This window comes from Pseudomonas sp. B23(2017) (assembly GCF_002113725.1).
GTDB classification, from domain to species: domain Bacteria; phylum Pseudomonadota; class Gammaproteobacteria; order Pseudomonadales; family Pseudomonadaceae; genus Aquipseudomonas; species Aquipseudomonas putida_Z.
Window position 1 is genome coordinate 179,181 of the sequence record NZ_NEJM01000001.1, and the last position, 17,415, is coordinate 196,595.

General features: G+C 64.1%; 15 protein-coding genes. 5 read left to right on the forward strand and 10 right to left on the reverse strand.

Annotated elements, in window-relative coordinates; translation table 11 throughout:
- The first annotated feature begins 43 nt into the window (after positions 1-43).
- Entirely contained in the window at positions 44-1,225 is a 1,182-nt protein-coding gene (locus CAG46_RS00790) for an NAD(P)/FAD-dependent oxidoreductase (RefSeq protein WP_039612469.1), read from the forward strand.
- Positions 1,226-1,436: 211 nt separating this feature from the next.
- A complete protein-coding gene (yccS, locus tag CAG46_RS00795) occupies positions 1,437-3,620 on the forward strand; it encodes a YccS family putative transporter (protein ID WP_085614703.1) in 2,184 nt (727 codons plus the stop codon).
- A gap of 131 nt (positions 3,621-3,751) precedes the next feature.
- Here the strand turns inward: yccS and CAG46_RS00800 are convergent, their stop codons facing one another.
- Positions 3,752-4,489, reverse strand: coding sequence for an ABC transporter substrate-binding protein (locus CAG46_RS00800; protein ID WP_085614701.1), 738 nt, complete (start codon positions 4,487-4,489; stop codon positions 3,752-3,754).
- A 155-nt stretch (positions 4,490-4,644) separates the two neighbouring features.
- On the opposite strand from CAG46_RS00800, the gene CAG46_RS00805 reads away from it, so the two are divergent.
- Entirely contained in the window at positions 4,645-5,097 is a 453-nt protein-coding gene (locus CAG46_RS00805; protein ID WP_085614699.1) for a GNAT family N-acetyltransferase, read from the forward strand.
- Between the two features lie 90 nt (positions 5,098-5,187).
- Here CAG46_RS00805 and CAG46_RS00810 read toward each other — a convergent pair whose 3' ends face one another.
- The 9 genes from CAG46_RS00810 to tkt form a co-directional block, all read right to left on the reverse strand.
- A complete protein-coding gene (locus tag CAG46_RS00810) occupies positions 5,188-5,484 on the reverse strand; it encodes a helix-turn-helix domain-containing protein (protein ID WP_075046570.1) in 297 nt (98 codons plus the stop codon).
- 12 nt (positions 5,485-5,496) lie between these two features.
- Positions 5,497-5,997, reverse strand: coding sequence for a M48 family metallopeptidase (locus CAG46_RS00815; RefSeq protein ID WP_085614697.1), 501 nt, complete (start codon positions 5,995-5,997; stop codon positions 5,497-5,499).
- Positions 5,998-6,036: 39 nt separating this feature from the next.
- On the reverse strand, positions 6,037-8,169 hold the full coding sequence (locus CAG46_RS00820; protein ID WP_085614695.1) for a bifunctional diguanylate cyclase/phosphodiesterase: 2,133 nt from the start codon (positions 8,167-8,169) through the stop codon (positions 6,037-6,039).
- Positions 8,170-8,477: 308 nt separating this feature from the next.
- Positions 8,478-9,542, reverse strand: coding sequence for a class II fructose-bisphosphate aldolase (gene fba, locus CAG46_RS00825; protein WP_016712383.1), 1,065 nt, complete (start codon positions 9,540-9,542; stop codon positions 8,478-8,480).
- 100 nt (positions 9,543-9,642) lie between these two features.
- Entirely contained in the window at positions 9,643-9,972 is a 330-nt protein-coding gene (locus CAG46_RS00830) for an MliC family protein (RefSeq protein ID WP_013974499.1), read from the reverse strand.
- Between the two features lie 160 nt (positions 9,973-10,132).
- On the reverse strand, positions 10,133-10,384 hold the full coding sequence (locus CAG46_RS00835) for a hypothetical protein (RefSeq protein ID WP_085614692.1): 252 nt from the start codon (positions 10,382-10,384) through the stop codon (positions 10,133-10,135).
- The gene (locus CAG46_RS00840; protein WP_075046574.1) at positions 10,384-11,547 is read right to left on the reverse strand and encodes a phosphoglycerate kinase; all 1,164 of its coding nucleotides are present in this window, start codon (positions 11,545-11,547) and stop codon (positions 10,384-10,386) included. Before CAG46_RS00840 ends, CAG46_RS00835 begins: the two co-directional genes overlap by 1 nt.
- A 12-nt stretch (positions 11,548-11,559) precedes the next feature.
- Positions 11,560-12,621 (reverse strand): erythrose-4-phosphate dehydrogenase, encoded by a 1,062-nt coding sequence (gene epd, locus CAG46_RS00845; RefSeq protein WP_013974502.1) that lies wholly within the window; start codon positions 12,619-12,621, stop codon positions 11,560-11,562.
- Positions 12,622-12,801: 180 nt separating this feature from the next.
- On the reverse strand, positions 12,802-14,799 hold the full coding sequence (tkt, locus tag CAG46_RS00850) for a transketolase (RefSeq protein WP_085614690.1): 1,998 nt from the start codon (positions 14,797-14,799) through the stop codon (positions 12,802-12,804).
- Positions 14,800-15,144: 345 nt separating this feature from the next.
- On the opposite strand from tkt, the gene CAG46_RS00855 reads away from it, so the two are divergent.
- Both CAG46_RS00855 and metK read left to right on the forward strand, forming a co-directional pair.
- On the forward strand, positions 15,145-16,137 hold the full coding sequence (locus CAG46_RS00855; protein WP_085614688.1) for a metalloregulator ArsR/SmtB family transcription factor: 993 nt from the start codon (positions 15,145-15,147) through the stop codon (positions 16,135-16,137).
- 18 nt (positions 16,138-16,155) lie between these two features.
- Entirely contained in the window at positions 16,156-17,346 is a 1,191-nt protein-coding gene (gene metK, locus CAG46_RS00860; RefSeq protein ID WP_015272060.1) for a methionine adenosyltransferase, read from the forward strand.
- Positions 17,347-17,415 lie beyond the last annotated feature (69 nt).

Here is a 17,415-nt window from a genome sequence, read left to right on the forward strand (position 1 = left end):
GCTCCCACAGGGTTCTGTGTTTCTTTCTTATAAGGTTTACACCGTGCACTCCACCGACGTGATCATCCTCGGCGCCGGCGCCGCCGGCCTGATGTGCGCCCAGCTCAGCGCCCGCCGTGGCCGCCGGGTACTGGTGCTCGACCACGCCAACAAACCGGGCAAGAAGATCCTCATGTCCGGCGGCGGCCGCTGCAACTTCACCAACATGTATACCGAGCCGGGCAACTTCCTCTCGCAGAACGCACACTTCTGCAAGTCGGCCCTGGCCCGCTACACCCAGTGGGACTTCATCGAGCTGGTGTGCAAGCACGGCGTGGCCTACCACGAGAAGAAGCTCGGCCAGCTGTTCTGCGACAACAAGGCCAGTGACATCCTCGACATGCTGCTGGCCGAATGCGATGAGGCCGGCGCAGAGATCCGCATGCACACCAGCATCGAGCAGATCGAGAAGACCGAAGGCGGCTACCTGCTGCAGACCAGCGGCGGCCAGTTCGCCTGCCAGTCGCTGGTGATCGCCACCGGCGGCCTGTCGATCCCGACCCTGGGTGCCACCGGCTTCGGCTACCAGGTGGCCCGCCAGTTCGGCCATACCCTGCTGCCAACCCGCGCCGGGCTGGTGCCGTTCACCATCACCGAGCCCCAACTGAAGGCACTGTGCACCGAGTTGTCCGGCACCTCGCTGGATTGCACCGCCAGCTGCAACGGCACCAGCTTCCGCGAGAACCTGCTGTTTACCCACCGCGGCCTCAGCGGCCCGGCGATTTTGCAGATCTCGTCGTTCTGGGAAGCCGGTGACACGGTCGAGATCAACCTGCTGCCCGACCGTGATGCACTGACCTGGCTGCAACAGATGCAGGCCGAACGCGCCAACGCCGAGCTCAAGACCGTGCTGGGCGAGGTGTTTACCCGCAAGTTGGCCAACCTGCTGGCCGAGCAGTGGTTCGAGTCCAGGCCGATGAAGCAGTACACCCCGGCGGAACTGGCACAGATCGCCGAAAAGCTGGCGAACTGGCAAGTGGTGCCGGCCGGCACCGAGGGCTACCGCACTGCCGAAGTGACCCTGGGCGGCGTGGATACCCGCGAGGTGTCGTCCAAGACCATGGAATCGCTGAAGAGCCCCGGGCTGTATTTCATTGGTGAAGTGCTCGATGTGACCGGCCACCTAGGCGGTTTCAATTTCCAGTGGGCCTGGGCCTCCGCCAACGCCGCGGCGCAGTTCGTGTAGAGTAGAATCCATTCAGCAGCACGGAACGCTTCTTGCTGGCCCGTGCTCAGTGTCGGAATTTGGGCCGCTTCGCGCCCCTTCGCGGGCACGCCCGCTCCCACAGAGTTCCGCGTATCCCCTGTGGGAGCGGGCGTGCCCGCGAAGGGGCGCGAAGCGGCCCCGGTAACCGTCTCTGAAAGGTATTTCTCTGATCACTGCCTAGCAGGCCATCATGTCATCGAGCTCGTTCCGTCAGTCACTGCGTCGCCTGTGGGGTCAAGACAAGTTCAGCTACAGCATCCGGGTCACCATCGCCCTCACCGGCAGCCTGGCCCTGTGCTGGTACCAGAACGAAATGGCCCTGCTGATTCCGCTGTTCCTCGGCATCATCGCCAGCGCCCTGGCCGAAACCGATGACAGCTGGCAGGGCCGCCTCAGCGCCCTGGCCGTCACCCTGGTGTGTTTTGCCATCGCCGCACTGGCGGTCGAACTGCTGTTCCCCTACCCGTGGGCATTCGTCATTGCCCTGGCCTTGGCGGCCTTCGGCCTGACCATGCTCGGTGCCCTGGGCGAGCGCTATGGCGCCATCGCTTCAGCGACCCTGATCACTGCGGTGTACACCATGATCGGCGTGGACCAGCGCGGCGGCCAGGTCACCGACTTCTGGCACGAACCACTGCTGCTGGTGGCGGGTGCGGCCTGGTACGGGCTGCTGTCGGTGCTGTGGCAGGCGCTGTTTTCCAATCAGCCGGTGCAGCAGAGCCTGGCCAAGCTGTTCTTCGAGCTGGGCAGCTACCTCAAGCTCAAGGCCAGCCTGTTCGAACCCGTCCGCACCCTTGACGTCGAAGCCCGGCGCCTGGAGCTGGCCCAGCAGAACGGCAAGGTGGTAGCGGCGCTCAACGCGGCCAAGGAAATCATCCTGCACCGGGTGGGCAACAGCCAGCCGAACTCCAAGGTCAGCCGCTACCTCAAGCTGTACTTCCTGGCCCAGGACATCCATGAACGGGTCAGTGCCTCGCACTATCCCTACAACGCCCTGACCGAGGCTTTTTTCCATAGCGACGTGATGTTCCGCTGCCAGCGCCTGCTGCGCAAGCAGGGCTCGTCCTGCCAGGAACTGGCCCGCTCGATCCGCCTGCGCCAGCCGTTCGTGCTGGCCAGCGGTTATCCCGAAGCCCTCGAAGACCTCAACGCATCGCTGGAACACCTGCGCATGCAGAACAACCCGGCCTGGCGTAGCCTGCTTCGCTCGCTGCGCGCGCTGGCGGCCAACCTGGCGACGCTCGACCGCCTGCTCAGCGCCGCCAGCAACCCGGACAGCCTTGCCGACACCAGCGATAGCAGCCTGCTCGACCGCTCGCCACGCTCGCTGAAGGATGTGTGGACCCGCCTGCGCACCCAATTGACTCCGACTTCGCTGCTGTTCCGCCATGCCCTGCGCCTGCCGCTGGCGCTGTCGATCGGCTATGGCATGGTGCACCTGATCCACCCCACCCAGGGCTACTGGATCATCCTCACCACGCTGTTCGTGTGCCAGCCCAACTACGGTGCGACCCGGCGCAAGCTGGTGCAGCGGATAGCCGGCACCGCCGTCGGCCTGACGGTGGGCTGGGCATTGTTCGACCTGTTCCCCAACCCGGTCATCCAGTCATTGTTCGCCGTGGTCGCCGGGGTGGTGTTCTTCGTCAACCGCACCACCCGCTACACCTTGGCCACGGCCGCGATCACCCTGATGGTGCTGTTCTGCTTCAACCAGATCGGCGATGGCTATGGCCTGTTCCTGCCGCGCCTGTTCGATACCCTGGTCGGCAGCCTGATCGCCATCCTCGCGGTGTTCCTGTTCCTCCCCGACTGGCAGGGGCGGCGGCTGAACAAGGCGCTGGCAAATACCCTGGCCTGCGCCAGCGTGTACCTGCGACAGATCATGCAGCAGTATGCCCACGGCAAGCGCGATGACCTGGCCTACCGCCTGGCCCGGCGCAACGCCCACAACGCCGACGCGGCGCTGTCCACCACCCTGGCCAACATGCTGATGGAGCCGGGGCATTTCCGGAAGGAGGCCGACGTCGGCTTCCGCTTCCTGGTGCTGTCGCATACCTTGCTCAGCTACCTCTCGGGGCTGGGCGCGCACCGCGACACGGCCTTGCCGGCGGAGGTGCAGGAACAGTTGATCGAAGGTGCCGGGCAAAGCCTGGCCAGCAGCCTGGACGAGATTGCCAACGGCCTGGCCGCGCGGCTGCCGGTGGCGATTCACAGTGATGCCGAAGAAGCGCTGGCCAATGCCCTGGAGCAGATGCCGGAAGAGCTGGACGAGCACCAGCGGCTGGTGCAGACGCAGTTGGCATTGATCTGCCGACAGTTGGGACCGCTGCGGACCCTGGCAGCGCATTTGATCAAGGAAGGTGCACCGGCCTGAGTTGTACTATCGCCTGTGCCGGCCTCTTCGCGGGTGAACCCGCTCCCACAGGAACCCCACAAGTTTCAAGACCTGTGTAATACCTGTGGGAGCGGGTTTACCCGCGAAGAGGCCAGAACAGGCGATATAGATCAGAAGCCATGCTGGCGCATGAGCCGCGCATAGCTGCCATCCGCCTTCATCGCCGCTATCGCCTGCTCGAACCGCTCGACGATCCGCGCATGCTCCGGGTTTTTCAGGCTGACCAGGATATGCAGGGTGTTCTCCCCCAACGGCGGCTCCACCAGCATCACCCCATCGCGTACCTCCGGCAGTTCGCGCTGCAAGTTGTAACGGGCCACGTACTCGTCCTCCACCGCCAGGTCCACCCGCCCCGCCGCCAGCATGCGTACCGCAGAGGGAAAGTTGCGCACCGCCACCTTGTGCAGGCGGGTGTCGCGGTCGAACTCGGGGGAATAGGCGTAATCACGCACCACAGCGATGCTGTAGGGGTACAAGTCTGACTGGCGCTTGTAGCGAAACGCCTCGCCCTTGCGTTGCAACAGGCGAATGCGGTTGACCAGGTAGGCTTTGGAAAACTGCCCGATGCTGGCGCGCGAGTCGTTGTACCAGGCGTTGATCAACACGTCGTAACGCCCCTCGCTCACCCCCAGCAGGGCCCGCGCCCACGGTGCCTCTTCGACCCCACTGGTGTACCCGGCCCGGGCCAGCGCCGTGGTGACGATGCTGGTCGCCAGGCCACCGCCCGGCATGCTGGCATCCGTGAAAGGCGGCCAATTGTCGGCCACCAGGCGTAGCTTTTCGTAACCCGGGGCGGGTGTTGCAAGCATCATTGCCAGCAACCCTAGAACACAAAGCAGTGGCCGCATGCTCACGTCCTTTCGCAATGGAGGGCACACATTGCCGACGAGATTACACAAAGCCGTCGCCGAGGGCAGCGGCCAATAGTGTCATTTAGCCTCTATTTTGGCCGTGACACATACATCATGCGATGATCGACGGCCCACTCAAGGAGTTCGCGCCAATGTCCATCGACTGGCTCTGCAAGCACCACACCGATCTCAGCAAGGATCAGCTCTACGCCATTCTGCAATTACGCACTGAAGTGTTCGTGGTCGAGCAGCGCTGCGCCTACCAAGAAGTCGATGGCCAGGACCTGACCGGCGATACCCTGCACCTGATGGGCTGGCAGGATGACAAGCTGGTGGCCTACCTGCGCCTGCTCGACCCGCAATCCCAGGGTGGGGATGTGGTGATCGGGCGGGTGGTGACTGCACCTGCGGCGCGCGAGCTGAAGCTGGGGCACCCCTTGCTGCTCAAGGGCTTGGAGGCAGCGGAGCACTGCTGGCCGGGGGTACCGGTTTACCTGTCGGCGCAGGCGCATTTGCAGGCGTTCTATGCCCGGCATGGGTTCGCTGTGGTGGGCGAGGAATATCTTGAGGATGACATTCCGCATATCGGGATGCGCAAGGGTTGAGATCGCCGGGGGTGCTTGGCACCCCTTTCGCGACACAAGGCCGCTCCTACAAGGAAATGCGATCACCTGTAGCAGCCGCCCCCCAGTGGATCAGGGATACCCCAGCACTTCGCGAACCTGCCGCAGGTGCCGGATGATCCACTGCTTGTCGATCGCTCCCCAGTCATGAATGCGGTAATGCCCGGCGTGGTTGCGCGCGCCTTCCTGCTGTTCGAACTCGCAGACGATATCCAGGTCGGCCAGCGCCGCAATGGTGTCCTGGGCGGTGCGCCGGGGCATGCCGGTGGCCTCCATCAGGGCCGGCACGCTGGTCGCGGTCTGGCTGTCGATCAGCCAGGCCACGTACAGGCGGCGGTAGAAGCTGCTCTTGGTCTTGCTCACTTCCATGCTGCGTGGTCCTTAACAGTTGCCCGGCAGCTCCCGATAGGTCAGGTAGACGCGCAGGTCGAATTCCAGTTGGTGGTAGTCCGGCTCCATGTGCTGGCAGAGCTGGTAGAACGCCTTGTTGTGGTCGCGCTCGCGCAGGTGTGCCAGTTCGTGCACCACGATCATGCGCAAGAATTGCGGCGCGGCCTCCTTGAACAGCGAGGCAATGCGGATTTCCTTCTTCGCCTTGAGCTTGCCGCCCTGCACCCTCGATATCGCCGTATTCAGGCCCAGGGCCCGATGGGTCAGGTCGAGACGATTGTCGAACAGCACCTTGTCCAGGTTCGGCGCGCTGCGCAGGTATTGCTGGCGCAAATCCTGGGCATAGCCATACAACGCCTTGTCGTTCTGCACGTCATGGCGGTCGGGGTAGCGGCGCTGCAGGTACTCGCCCAGGCGGTCGCTTTCGATCATCTCCCGCACCTGTTGCTGCAGGTGCGGGGGGTAGGCTTGCAAGTATCGTAATACGGTCATGGCGCTGCATTCGGTGTAACGAATGCCGATTCTAGCCAATCATGGCCCCGGCCAGGAGAAAATCACCGGGAAGCTGCTGGCATCCGTGGCGGTCATCGGGTATGCCACCAGGAACCCCTGCACGTACTCACAGCCATTGGCCTTGAGCCAGGCCGCCTGGGCCGGGGTTTCAACCCCCTCGGCGATCACCGTGATGCTGTAGTCGGCGCACAGGCCGATGACGCTGCGCACCAGCGCGGCATCCACCGCCGAGTCGGGCAGGCGCGCGACCAGGTGGCGGTCGAGCTTGAGGGTATCGATCGGCAGGTCGCGCAACATGCGCAACGAGCAGTCGCCCGCACCAAAGTCATCCAGCGCCACCCGCACACCCAGCTCGCGCAAGCGGTGTATCTGTTTCACCGCCGCATCGATGTTGTACATCAGCGAGGTTTCCGCCACCTCCACTTCCAGCTGCGCCGGGTCCAGCTGGTAAAGCTGGATGACCCGGTGCAGTTCGTCGACCAGGCTTGGCATGGCGAACTGCGCTCGGCTCAGGCTGATACCCAGCACCAGGTCCGCCGGGAAATGCTGGCACCAGGCCTGGCGCTGAGCCGCGCCCTGGCGGTAGATCCAGCTGGCCAGGCGGTTGATCAGACGCGCCTCTTCCAGCAACGGGATGAACAGCCCCGGCGGCACGTCGCCGACACTGGGATGCTGCCAACGCAGCAAGGCCTCGAAGCCACGCAGGTGGCCATCGTTGAAGCCAACCTGCGGCTGGTAAACCAGAGTGAAGTCTTGCTGCTCCACGGCCGTGCGTACGCTGTCCTCGAGCATCAGCCGCGAACGCGCCCGGCCGTTGAGCTCCTGATCGTAGAAGCGATACTGCTGGCGCCCCGCCTGCTTGGCCGCGTACATCGCCGCATCGGCCGCACGCAAGAGGCCTTCGACATTGGCGCCGCAATCCGGATAGGTGGCGATGCCGATGCTCACCCCAAGGCTCACATCCAGCCCTTCTACCTGGTGGCTGATGGAAATACGTTCCAGCAACCGCTCGGCATAGCGCCCGGCCTGCTCCGGGTAAGGCAGGCTGTCGAACAGTGCGGTGAACTCGTCCCCGCCCATGCGCGCCAGCAGCGCTTCACTGCCCAGGCAATCCTTGAGCTGTTCGGCTACCCAGTGCAGCACCCGGTCGCCCGCGTCGTGGCCGAGCGAGTCGTTGATGCGCTTGAAGCCATCCAGGTCCATGTACATCAGCGCCTGCGCCTTGTCCGAACGCTCGTTGCGCAGCAGCGCACCTTCGGCGGCCTGGTAGAACCCGCGGCGGTTGAGCAGGCCGGTAAGCGGGTCGGTGACGGCCTGGTACTCCAGCTGCTGGTGCAGGTTGCGCACCACCGACATGTCCAGCACGGTGACCACCATGGCCTGCTGTTCTGCCGGCAGTGGCGCACAGGACAACGCCACCGGCACCAGCTCGCCGCCCAGGGTGCGCAGCTGGGCATCATGCACGCGGAAGATGCGCCGCCCCAGGTAGGCCTGGTAGAAGTCCGATTCGTTCCACAGGCTGGCACTGGTCAGTTGCACCAGGTCGAGCAGATGGGCGCCCTGCAACTCCTGCACCGGCGCTGACAACAAACGGGAAATGGCCGGGTTGGCAAAGCTGATGATGCCTTGGGCATCCACCACCAGAATGCCCTCGGCGGCGTTCTCCAGGATCGATGCGTTGAAGGCCCTGGCCGCTTCCAGCTCGCGGGTCAGCCGCTGCAGCATGCGCCGGTTGCGCTGCTGGTCGAGCAGGGCCTGGACCTTGGGCTTGAGGATTTGCGGGTCGAACGGTTTGAACATGTAGTCCACGGCGCCGCTGGCGTAGCCCTTGAGCACGGCCGCTTCGGACTGTTCGTTGGCGGTGAGGAAAATGATCGGGGTCAGCCGGGTACGCTGGCTGCCGCGCATCAGCCGGGCGACTTCGAAGCCGTCCATCTCCGGCATCTGTACATCCAGCAAGACCAGGTCGACATCGTGCTCGAGCAACGCGCTCAGGGCTTCCATCCCCGAGTTTGCCGTCAGCACCTGCCAATCCTGACGGGCCAGCAATGCCCGCATGCTGATGAGGTTTTCGGGGTAATCGTCTACCACCAGAAGAACCGAGCTGCCATCCAGTGGCTGAGGTTGGGGGTGAGGGTGAGCGCCATCCATGCTGCTTCTCTATTATGTGACCGACTTCAAGATACGGTTGGATCCACTAGTACTCTAGACCTGAGCGGATAACACGCAATGCAATCAGAACGCTATCAGTGCCTCAACTATACGGTAGCCGACTAACGGTCGCTTTGCCGGGAATATGTGCCGCCCTCTTCGCGGGCATGCCCGCTCCCACATGGAGGGTTTGCATGCTCCCTGTGGGAGCGGGCGTGCCCGCGAAGAGGCCATCACAGATGCAAGGTTCTAACACCCAAAAATGAAAAAACCCGCATCGCTGCGGGCTTTTCATTAATGCCAGAAGATCAGTTGACCTTGGCGGCCAGCTCACCTTTCAGGTAGCGCTGGTACATGCCTTCCAGGGAGATCGGCTTGATCTTCGAGGCATTGCCAGCGGTGCCGAAGGCTTCGTAACGGGCGATGCACACGTCACGCATGGCCTTGACGGTTTCACCGAAGAACTTGCGCGGGTCGAACTCGCTCGGGTTCTGCGCCATCAGGCGGCGCATGGCACCGGTGGAAGCCAGACGCAGGTCGGTGTCGATGTTGACCTTGCGCACGCCGTACTTGATACCTTCGACGATTTCCTCGACCGGTACACCGTAGGTTTCCTTGATGTCGCCGCCGTACTGGTTGATGATCGCCAGCCACTCTTGCGGTACCGAGGACGAACCGTGCATCACCAGGTGGGTGTTGGGGATGCGCTTGTGGATTTCCTTGATGCGGTCGATGGCCAGCACGTCACCGGTTGGTGGCTTGGTGAACTTGTAGGCACCGTGGCTGGTACCGATGGCGATCGCCAGGGCGTCGACCTGGGTCTTCTTGACGAAGTCGGCAGCCTCTTCCGGGTCGGTCAGCATCTGGCTGTGGTCCAGCACGCCTTCGGCACCGATGCCGTCTTCTTCACCGGCCATGCCGGTTTCCAGCGAACCCAGGCAGCCCAGCTCGCCTTCTACCGAAACGCCGCAGGCATGGGCCATGGCAACGGTCTGCTGGGTAACGCGGACGTTGTACTCGTAGTCGGTCGGGGTCTTGCCGTCTTCACCCAGCGAGCCGTCCATCATCACCGAGCTGAAGCCCAGCTGGATCGAGCGCTGGCAGACGTCAGGGCTGGTGCCGTGGTCCTGGTGCATGCACACCGGGATATGCGGGAATTCTTCGATGGCCGCCAGGATCAGGTGACGCAGGAACGGGGCACCGGCGTATTTGCGGGCACCGGCCGAAGCCTGGACGATCACCGGGGAGTCGGTCTTGTCGGCCGCTTCCATGATGGCGCGCATCTGCTCGAGGTTGTTGACGTTGAAAGCTGGTACGCCGTAACCGAACTCGGCGGCGTGGTCCAGCATCTGGCGCATGCTAATGAGTGCCATTGTGTATCTCTCTCCCGACAAGCGTCGTTTGTTTCGTGCAAGCCTGCCGCAGGGGCGGTTGCTGTTCAAGTAGTGTGGGCCACCCTCGCGGCCCGGCCAGTCACGGTGCCTTGCAGCCCCGCCCAATCAGATCGTTGGTTGCCACCCAGTACACCAGGCCTTCTTCGCCCTTGGTATGGAAGGCCAGCATGCCATCGCTGTACAGCGCACCCGAGGCACCCGGCTCGGCCTTGAGCCGGTAGACCTGGTCGCCGCCACCAAGGCGCACATCGACCTGGTCGCGCTGCGCATCGGCGAAGCGCCACAGCACTTCAGCCTGGGTGTCGCAGACCCAACGGGTCCAGTCGTCTGCCGGGGCGGGTTGCGCCGGCTTCAGCAGCGAGCATCCTGCCAGTGTCGCCAGGGCCGTCACGGCCAAAAGCGCTTTCATTCAGTTTCCTCGATTGGGGGCTGCTGTGCAGCCCTTCGCGGGCTTGCCCGCTCCCACAGGTCAAGCGCTGTACCTGTGGGAGCGGGCAAGCCCGCGAAGGGCCGCACAGCGGCCCCTACCTCAAGACCACAAATCAGCCTTCAGGTTGCCTGTTACCCGATCAAGGGCAACCCGGCGCCTTGCGCTGGTGGTCTTCGTCGTATTTTTCCAGGCCTTCCGGGCCCACGCGCTTGCTGATGACCGGCACGGTCTCGGCCTGCCACTCGGACTGGTAACAACCGCCCCTGGGCGGCTGCGCCGGGTCGGCATCCGAGGCCGGGCCGCCGGCGCATGCGCTCAGCAGGCCAGCCAGCATCATCACAGGCAATTGCTTGACCATCAGGCCGCTCCCTTTGCCAAGCGCCGACGTCATCAGGCCTTGGCCCGCTCTTCCAGGATTGCCACGGCCGGCAGGACCTTGCCCTCGACGAACTCGAGGAAGGCGCCACCACCGGTAGAAATGTAGGAGATATCGGCGCCAACGCCATATTTGTCGATGGCTGCCAGGGTGTCACCGCCACCGGCGATGGAGAACGCGGCGCTGTCGGCGATGGCCTTGGCCAGCACCTTGGTGCCGTTGCCGAACTGGTCGAATTCGAACACGCCGACCGGGCCGTTCCACAGGATAGTCTTCGACGACTTCAGCAGCTCGGCGAAATTGGCTGCGGTTTGCGGGCCGATGTCCAGGATCATGTCGTCAGCGGCAACGTCGGCAATGGCCTTGACGGTGGCTTCGGCGCTCTCGGCGAACTCCTTGGCAACCACCACGTCGACCGGCAGAGGCACGCTGACCTTGGCGGCGATGGCCTTGGCGGTGTCGACCAGGTCAGGCTCGTACAGCGACTTGCCCACCGGGTGGCCGGCTGCGGCCAGGAAGGTGTTGGCAATGCCGCCACCGACGATCAGCTGATCGCAGACCGAGCTCAGGCTGTTCAGCACGTCCAGCTTGGTGGAGACCTTGGAGCCGGCAACGATGGCTGCCATCGGCTTGGCCGGGGCCTTCAGGGCCTTGCCCAGGGCATCCAGCTCGGCTGCCAGCAGCGGGCCGGCAGCAGCGACCTTGGCGAACTTGGCAACGCCATGGGTCGAACCTTCGGCACGGTGGGCAGTACCGAAAGCGTCCATGACGAACACGTCGCAGAGGGCGGCGTATTTCTGCGCCAGCTCGTCGGCGTTCTTCTTCTCGCCCTTGTTGAAGCGCACGTTCTCGAACAGCACCAGGTCACCAGCCTTGACCTCGACACCGTCCAGGTAGTCGGCAACCAGCGGCACCTCGCGGCCCAGGGCCTTGCTCAGGTAGTCGGCGACCGGCTTGAGGCTGTTCTCGGCAGAGAACTCACCCTCGGTCGGGCGGCCCAGGTGCGAGCAGACCATTACCGCCGCGCCCTTCTCCAGGGCCAGCTTGATGGTCGGCAGCGCTGCCAGGATACGCGCGTCGCTGGCTACCACACCGTCCTTCACAGGCACGTTGAGGTCTTCGCGGATCAGTACGCGCTTACCTTGCAGGTCGAGGTCGGTCATCTTCAACACGGTCATGAATGCAGTCCTTCAGGGCTGTTTGTTGCGGGTTGGGTGGACGACGTGCAGATAGTGTTCGGCAACGTCGAGCATACGGTTGGCGAACCCCCATTCGTTGTCGAACCAGGCCAGCAGGTTCACCAGGCGAGGGCCGGAAACACGGGTCTGGCTGGCATCGACGATCGCCGAATGCGGGTCATGGTTGAAATCACAGCTGGCGTGGGGCAACTCGGTGTAGGCCAGCAAGCCTTTCAGCGGGCCTTCCAGCGCCGCCTCGCGCAGCACCCGGTTGACTTCGGCCGCGCTGGTATCGCGGGCGGTCTGCAGGGTGATGTCCAGGCACGAGACGTTGACGGTCGGTACGCGTACCGCTTTGGCCTGGATTCGCCCGGCAAGTTCCGGAAGCAGGCGCTCGATGCCACGCGCCAGACCAGTGGACACCGGGATCACCGACTGGAAGGCCGAGCGCGTGCGGCGCAGGTCTTCGTGGTGGTAGGCGTCGATCACCGGCTGGTCGTTCATCGCCGAGTGGATGGTGGTGATCTGCACGTACTCGATGCCGAATGCCTGGTCCAGCACACGCAGCAGCGGCACGCCGCAGTTGGTGGTGCACGAGGCGTTGGACACCAGGCGCTCGTTGCCGGTCAGGCAGGCCTGGTTGACGCCGTAGACCACCGTGGCATCGACGTCGGCCTCGCTGGCCATTGGCTGCGAGAACAGCACCCGCGGCGCGCCGGCGTCGAGGAAACGCTGGCCATCGGCGCGGGTGTGGTAGGCGCCGGAGCACTCCAGCACCAGGTCGATGTCCAGGGCGGCCCAGTCGATGCCTTCGGGGGTGGCACTGCGCATCACCTTCACGCAGTCGCCATTGATATGCAGACAGTCGCCATCGACCTTCACCTCACCGGGGAAACGCCCGTGGGTGGAGTCGAAGCGTGTCAGGTATTCCAGGCTGGCCTGGTCGGCCAGGTCGTTCAGCGCGACGATCTCGAAACCGGCCTTTGCCCCCCGCTCGAACAGCGCGCGCAGGACACAGCGGCCGATACGGCCATAACCGTTGAGTGCAACTTTGTAGGGACGCAGGTGGGGCATTCGTTGGCTCGCTAACGCATGATGGCTGTTGGGGCCGCGTTGCGGCCCATCGCGACACAAGGCCGCTCCTACAAGGAGCTGCATGCGCAGTACCCTGTAGGAGCGGCCTTGTGTCGCGATGGAGGGCGAAGCCCTCCCCCTTGCACGACCTGGAGGGCGTCACTGCCCTCCATTGATTCATCAGTCTTCCAGCAGCTCTTCGGCAGTCCCGAGGATGTTCTCCAGGGTGAAGCCGAACTCTTCGAACAGTGCCGAAGCCGGCGCCGACTCACCGTAGGTGGTCATGCCGATGATACGACCTTCCAGGCCGACGTACTTGTACCAGAAGTCGGCGTGAGCGGCTTCGATGGCGATACGCGCACCTACTTCCAGCGGCAGCACGGACTGCTTGTAGGCAGCGTCCTGGGCATCGAACACGCTAGTGCACGGCATGGAAACCACGCGCACCTTGCGGCCTTGTTCGGTCAGCTTGGCGTGCGCCTGAACAGCCAGGCCCACTTCGGAACCGGTGGCGATCAGGATCAGCTCAGGCTCGCCGGCGCAGTCCTTGAGCACGTAGCCGCCGCGGCTGATGTCGGCGATCTGCTGGGCATCGCGGTCCTGGTGCTGCAGGTTCTGGCGCGAGAAGATCAGCGCCGAAGGGCCGTCCTTGCGCTCCAGGGCGTTTTTCCAGGACACGGCGGATTCCACCGCGTCGGCTGGGCGCCAGGTGTCCAGGTTCGGCGTGCTGCGCAGGCTGGTCAGTTGCTCGATCGGCTGGTGAGTCGGGCCGTCTTCGCCCAGGCCAATGGAGTCGTGGGTGTAGACGTGGATCACGCGCTGCTTCATCAGTGCCGACATGCGCACGGCGTTGCGAGCGTATTCCATGAACATCAGGAAGGTCGCGCCGTAAGGCACCAGGCCACCGTGCAGGGCAACGCCGTTCATGATGGCGGTCATGCCGAACTCGCGCACGCCGTAGAACACGTAGTTGCCGCTGGCGTCGTTGGCTTCGACACCCTTGCAGCCCTTCCACAGGGTCAGGTTGGAACCGGCCAGGTCGGCCGAACCACCGAGAAACTCTGGCAGCAGCGGGCCGAAGGCGTTCAGGGCGTTCTGGCTGGCCTTGCGGCTGGCGATTGTTTCGCCCTTGGCGGCCACTTCGTTGATGTAGGCCTGGGCCTTCTCGCTGAAGTCGGCCGGCAGCTCGCCGCTGTCACGGCGCTTGAACTCGGCAGCCAGCTCCGGGTAGGCCTTGGCGTAGGCGTCGAAGCGCTGGTTCCAGTCGGCTTCGGCCTTGGCACCGGCAGCCTTGGCGTCCCACTCGGCGTAGATCTCGGCCGGGATTTCGAACGGGCCGTGGTTCCAGTTCAGTTCCTTGCGGGCCAGGGCGATTTCGTCGTTGCCCAGCGGTGCGCCGTGGCAGTCTTCCTTGCCCTGCTTGTTCGGCGAGCCGAAACCGATGATGGTCTTGCAGCAGATCAGGGTCGGGCGATCGCTCTTGCGAGCGGTCTCGATAGCGGTCTTGATCTCGTCGGCGTCATGGCCGTCGACGTTGCGGATCACCTGCCAGTTGTAGGCTTCGAAGCGCGCCGGGGTGTTGTCGGTGAACCAGCCGTGCACTTCGCCGTCGATGGAAATGCCGTTGTCGTCGTAGAAGGCGATCAGCTTGTTCAGGCCCAGGGTGCCGGCCAGCGAGGCGACTTCGTGGGAGATACCTTCCATCATGCAGCCGTCGCCGAGGAACACGTAGGTGTTGTGGTCGACGATGTTGTGGCCGTCACGGTTGAACTGGGCAGCGAGCACTTTTTCGGCCAGGGCGAAGCCCACGGCGTTGGCGATACCCTGGCCGAGCGGGCCGGTGGTGGTCTCGACGCCTGGGGTGTAGCCGTATTCCGGGTGGCCCGGGGTGCGGCTGTGCAGCTGGCGGAAGCCTTTGATGTCATCGATGGTGACGTCGTAGCCGGTCAGGTGCAGCAGCGAGTAGATCAGCATCGAACCGTGGCCGTTGGACAGCACGAAGCGGTCACGGTCGGCGAAACTCGGGTTGCTCGGGTTGTGCTTCAGATAGTCGCGCCAAAGCACTTCGGCGATATCCGCCATGCCCATGGGGGCACCTGGGTGGCCGCTGTTGGCCTTTTGCACGGCATCCATGCTGAGGGCACGAATGGCGTTGGCACGTTCACGACGGCTGGGCATCGCTGATCTCCTGGGGGGCTTGAATAGGTGGTGTCACGAAAAAAGGCGGCCATTTTCGCCCACTGGGGGGGCTTGGGGCAATGACGTATGGTCGCAGTCGGGGGATTTTCCTCTGATTGGCACTGATTTCGGGTAAAAATCCGGGGAACGGTGCTGGCTTCTTCGCGGGCTCGCCCGCTCCCACAGATTCATCACGGGGCTTGGGAGCTGTGCCGAACCTGTGGGAGCGGGCGAGCCCGCGAAGAAGCCAGCAATGGCAACCCCGCACTCCGCCCATCAGCCAATATCAAAACTTTTTGATATTGGCCTTGCTAGGGCAACGATGCCTGTCTAGACTGCCGCACCATGAACCTCCGTGCGCAATCGATCCCCGAGCAACGCGAAGCATTGGCTGCCCTGTGCAAAGCCAGTGGCGACGAGTTGCGCCTGAACGTATTGCGCGCCCTGGCCAACGACTCGTTCGGCGTGCTGGAGCTGGCGCAGATCTTCGACGTGGGCCAGTCGGGCATGAGCCACCACCTGAAGGTGCTGGCCCAGGCCGAGCTGGTGGCGACCCGCCGCGAGGGCAATGCCATCTTCTACCGCCGCGCCCTGCCCGACAGCCTGCGCCTGGGCGGTCGGCTGCACGCGGCGCTGCTCGAAGAAGTGGACGACCTGGCCCTGCCGCCTGACGTGCAGGCGCGCATCGCCCAGGTGCAGCAACGCCGCGCAGCCACCAGCCAGGACTTCTTCCAGCGCGTGGAAGAGAAATTCCGCGCCCAGCAAGACCTGATCGCCGGCCTGCCGCAGTACCGCGAAAGCCTGCTGGCGCTGCTCGACAAACTGAATTTCGACCCGGCCGCCAGCGCCCTGGAGGTCGGCCCCGGTGACGGTGGCTTCCTGCCCGACCTGGCCCGGCGCTTCGCCCAGGTCACCGCCCTGGACAACAGCCCGACCATGCTCGAACTGGCGCGCCAGGTGTGCCAGCGCGAAGGGCTCGACAACGTGAACCTGCAGTTGGCCGATGCACTGGGTGCAACGGATGTGGCCGCCGACTGCGTTGTGCTGAACATGGTGCTGCACCATTTCAGCGACCCGGCCCTGGCCTTGCGCCAGCTGGCCAAACGGGTGAAGGCAGGCGGCAGCCTGCTGGTAACCGAACTGTGCAGCCATGACCAGGGGTGGGCGCGCGAAGCCTGCGGCGACCTGTGGCTTGGCTTCGAACAGGACGACCTGGCCCGTTGGGCCAACGCCGCCGGGCTGGCCCCCGGGGACAGCCTGTACGTGGGCTTGCGTAACGGTTTCCAGATTCAGGTCCGCCATTTCCAGCGGACGGCTGGCGACATACAACATCGGTAAATTTCAGGAACCTTCGAGATGAGCGAATACTCCCTTTTCACCTCCGAGTCCGTGTCCGAAGGGCATCCGGACAAGATCGCCGACCAGATTTCGGACGCCGTCCTTGATGCCATCATCGCCCAGGACAAATACGCCCGCGTAGCCTGCGAAACCCTGGTCAAGACCGGTGTCGCCATCATCGCCGGCGAAGTCACCACCTCCGCCTGGGTCGACCTGGAAGAGCTGGTGCGCAAGGTCATCATCGACATCGGCTACAACAGCTCCGACGTCGGTTTCGACGGCGCCACCTGCGCCGTGATGAACATCATCGGCAAGCAGTCGGTGGACATCGCCCAGGGCGTAGACCGCTCCCGCCCGGAAGACCAGGGCGCCGGCGACCAGGGCCTGATGTTCGGCTACGCCAGCAACGAGACCGACGTGCTGATGCCGGCACCGATCTGCTTCTCGCACCGTCTGGTCGAGCGCCAGGCCGAAGCGCGCAAATCGAAGCTGCTGCCATGGCTGCGCCCGGACGCCAAGTCGCAGGTCACCTGCCGTTACGAAAATGGCAAGGTGGTCGGCATCGACGCCGTGGTGCTGTCGACCCAGCACAACCCTGAGGTTTCGCAGAAAGACCTGCAGGAAGCCGTGATGGAGCTGATCGTCAAGCACACCCTGCCTGCCGAACTGCTGCACAAGGGCACCCAGTACCACATCAACCCGACCGGCAACTTCATCATCGGTGGCCCGGTGGGTGACTGCGGCCTGACCGGGCGCAAGATCATCGTCGACTCCTACGGCGGCATGGCCCGCCATGGTGGTGGCGCGTTCTCCGGCAAGGACCCGTCCAAGGTCGACCGTTCCGCCGCCTACGCCGGCCGCTACGTGGCCAAGAACATCGTCGCCGCCGGCCTGGCCGAGCGTTGCGAGATCCAGGTGTCGTACGCCATCGGCGTGGCCCAGCCGACCTCCATCTCGATCAACACCTTCGGTACCGGCAAGGTCTCCGACGACAAGATCATCCAGCTGGTGCGCGAGTGCTTCGACCTGCGTCCTTACGCCATCACCACCATGCTCGACCTGCTGCACCCGATGTACCAGGAAACCGCTGCCTACGGCCACTTCGGCCGTACCCCGCAGCAGAAGACGGTCGGCGACGACACCTTCACCACCTTCACCTGGGAGCGCACCGACCGCGCCCAGTCGCTGCGTGACGCTGCCGGCCTGTAAGTTTCCTACCGCGCTGGACGAAAGCCCCTGCCGAACAATCGGCAGGGGCTTTTTTGTGACATATGGGCT